3 protein-coding genes are annotated in these 3,362 nt (G+C 51.1%); 2 read left to right on the top strand and 1 reads right to left on the bottom strand.

What is annotated here, in order from left to right; translation table 11 throughout:
* A partial coding sequence (locus VK958_RS13520) for a sigma-54 interaction domain-containing protein (RefSeq protein ID WP_325242214.1) occupies positions 1 to 954 on the bottom strand: 954 nt, incomplete at its 3' end.
* 537 nt (positions 955 to 1,491) lie between these two features.
* On the opposite strand from VK958_RS13520, the gene ssuD reads away from it, so the two are divergent.
* Positions 1,492 to 2,625 carry an FMNH2-dependent alkanesulfonate monooxygenase gene (ssuD, locus tag VK958_RS13515; protein WP_325242212.1) on the top strand — a complete coding sequence of 378 codons (1,134 nt, stop codon included), beginning with the start codon at positions 1,492 to 1,494 and terminating at the stop codon, positions 2,623 to 2,625.
* A gap of 8 nt (positions 2,626 to 2,633) precedes the next feature.
* The coding region (locus tag VK958_RS13510; RefSeq protein WP_325242210.1) for an acyl-CoA dehydrogenase family protein at positions 2,634 to 3,362 on the top strand (729 nt) is incomplete at its 3' end.

Raw genomic sequence — 3,362 nt, 5'->3', positions numbered from 1 at the left:
CACCTGGTTCTGGTGGCAATGGTCATAGGCGGCTTTGACGAATGCATCTTCAAAATAGGTATATAAATCCTGTTTGCCGGATTCAAATAGCTGGCTGAAGGCTTCTTTCAGCACATCGGTGCCTGCCTGATACTGCAATGGTTGCTCGGATTTCTGGCGATGCAATTGAATCGAAGATAGATGCAGGTCTTCGCTGCGTACCAGGTTGTTTTTGCAGATGAGTAGTGAGTGGTGAATGACATTTTCCAGTTCACGGATATTGCCAGGCCAGCTATGCTGGAGCAATTTCTGTTTGGCAGATTCATCGAGTCGGATAGTGGCATAGCCTAGTCGCCGTGTGTATTCACCAACAAAGTAATCAGCCAGCGGCAGAATGTCGCCAGGCCGGTTGCGCAGGGTTGGTAGCTCCAGATGGGCAACCCGGAGGCGGTAAAATAAGTCCTCGCGGAAGTTACCCGCCAGCACAGCTTCTTCAAGGCGGACATTGGTCGCTGCAATCAACCTGACATCAATCGGTATTGGTTTTCTTGCGCCCAGCCTTACCACCTCGCGTTCTTGCAATACGCGCAATAACTTCACTTGAATACTGAGGGGCAAATCACCGATTTCGTCGAGAAAGAGCGACCCGCCGTGCGCCTCCTCAAACCAGCCGGCTTTAGCCGTCACGGCGCCTGTAAAGGCCCCTTTTTCATGGCCGAATAGTTCGCTTTCTACCAGCGTTTCTGAAAATGCACCGCAATTCACCGCCACAAACGGCTTGGATTTTCGGTAGCTCAATGCATGCACATGGCGTGCAATCAACTCTTTGCCGGTGCCGGTTTCCCCAATAATCAGTACATTGGCATCACTGGGGGCGATTTGTTTGATACGGTTGAGCAGCGCTATGGACTTACTATCCTCAAATACCTGTGCGGTGGCGCGGATGGAAGTGGACATTGCCCGTGAATTGGGCATAGTCAACAACCGCTGTTGCTCAAACTGCGTGTCTTGTTCAGGATCGTAAAAATCTTTTGCTAATAAGTTTGCCATCGTGAGAATCTCACCGTCGTCTAAATGTTAAACCCGCATACAGTAATCCAGGCTGAAATTTCTTGCCAATAAGGGATAGCACTATTTATATTCTTAAAAATTATAAAAGGATGTTTCGTTAGAAATAGTTTCTTTGGCATTAAGCGTTTAAGCAGAATACGTTCCAATGAGACAACTTCATAATTAGTCTGAAAAAAACTAAATTAAATCATTGGCTTATGTGAGCATAACTTTGGCAGGGCAATATTTTTGCCTGGATAGACTGCACAAGTGCTGATCAGGCCTGCTGTAATTCACACAGGTCTGCTGCAAAATCAGCACCTTTGCTGATCGGGCTGCTGATATTTCAGCAGTAAGCAAAATAAATTTATTAAGTGATTGAATAATAAGATTTTTATTTGTGGCATAAACCTTGCACCTTTCAAGCTGTTATTTTGTTGAATGAGTTGTAAAGGGTAGTCGATGCAAATATTCTGGTTTTTGCCTACGCATGGCGATCAACGGTATCTGGGTACCAGCCAAGGCGCCAGGCCAGCCACATTTTCTTATCTCAGGCAAATTGCACAGGCAGCGGACCGGCTTGGCTATGGCGGGGTACTCGTTCCCTCAGGCCGCTCTTGCGAGGATGCCTGGGTGATTTCTTCTGCACTGATTAATGAAACCAGCCAGCTCAAGTTTTTAGTTGCCACCCGCCCTGGCTTTATTTCGCCAGTGGTCTCCGCGCGTATGGCCTCGACGCTGGACAGAATCTCAGGCGGAAGATTGTTGATTAATGTGGTGGCCGGTGGCGATCCTGCTGAACAGCAGGCCGAAGGCAGTTTCCTCGACCATGATGCCCGTTATGCTGAGGCCGAAGAGTTCTTGTCTATCTGGCGCTCGGTATTGAGTGAGCAGGCGGTGGATTTTGAGGGTGACTATTTGCGTGTCAAAGGTGCCCGATTGCCCACAGGCAGCTTGCAAAAACCTTATCCGCCACTGTTCATCGGTGGGGCCTCTGAGGCCGCAATCAAACTCAGTAGCGAGCATATTGACGTACATTTAACATGGGGTGAACCCCCATCAGCAGTCGCCGAGAAAATCAAGATCATTCGCGCAGCTGCCGCGGCTAAAGGCCGTAGCATCCAGTTTGGTATCCGGCTGCATGTGATTGTGCGCGAAACCAGCGAGCAAGCATGGGCAGCAGCCGAAGATTTAATCTCGCATGTGACTGATGACACAATCGCCGCTGCACAGGCGGCTGTGGCGAATTTTGATTCTGTGGGACAGCAACGCATGACTGCATTACACCAGGGCCGGCGTGACCAGCTGGAAGTGGCGCCCAATCTATGGGCCGGTGTCGGCCTGGTGCGCGGCGGTGCAGGCACTGCACTGGTCGGCAATCCACAAGAGGTGGCTGACCGTATCAAAGAGTACCAGGCACTTGGCATTGATTACTTTATCTTCTCTGGCTATCCGCATTTGGAGGAGTCTTACCGGGTGGCCGAGTTACTGTTCCCCTTGCTGCCGCTTAAGCAACAGGTGCAGAGTGAACTCAGTATCAGCACCAATCTCACCGGTCCGTTTGGCGCAGCCCAAACGGTAAAACATGCTGCGTAGGGGGGATGATGACTTTAGCTCTGAATTCACGCCTGCACGACGCTGATGCCGGTCACGGCATCGCATTTCACGGTACCCCGCAGCAGGTCACCGACCAGCTTTGCGCCTACCTGGCAGACACTGCAGTCGAACGCGATATCGCCGGTGGCACTCCCTATGAGCAGCGGCAAGCCGTTCGTGATAGTGGCTTGCTCAACTTATGGATTCCACAAAGTGCAGGTGGTTCAGGCGCGAGCTGGGCTCAAACTTACCGCATCATCCGCCAGATTGCGCGTGTGGATAGCTCGATTGCACAAGTATTTGCATTCCAGTTTCTGATGCTGGCGTCGATTCGTTTATATGGCAGCGAAACCCAATGGCAGCATTTTTTCAAGCTTACAGCACAACAAAACCTGTGGTGGGGCAATGCGCTCAATCCGCTCGATCAGCGGACGGTGGCGCATAAGGTCGCTGGTGGCTATGTGTTCAGTGGGCAAAAAAGCTTTTGCTCCGGCGCTATCGATTCTGACTATCTGATCGTGTCGGCAATTGAAGAAGGCTCCGGTAGATTTTTGGTGGCGGCTGTGCCGACCAGCCGAGCAGGTATCCAGCTCAAGGGGGATTGGGACAATATCGGCCAACGCCAGACCGATAGCGGTAGTGCCGAGTTTGAACAGCTATTGGTCGAAGATGGCGAGTTGCTGATAGATCCGGGTCCGCTCAGTTCTTCTTTTGCCAGCCTGCGTTCGCTGGTCGCG

Origin of the sequence: Methylophilus sp. (genome assembly GCF_035460085.1) — a bacterium.
Classification (GTDB): Bacteria; Pseudomonadota; Gammaproteobacteria; order Burkholderiales; family Methylophilaceae; genus Methylophilus.
The sequence above is the reverse complement of the archived record's forward strand: the minus strand, read 5'-3'. Positions and strand labels throughout refer to the sequence as shown.

Excerpts from the sequence above, each read along its gene's own strand:
- ssuD (WP_325242212.1), top strand. The coding sequence starts at position 1,492 with ATGCAAATATTCTGGTTTTTGCCTACGCATGGCGATCAACGGTATCTG.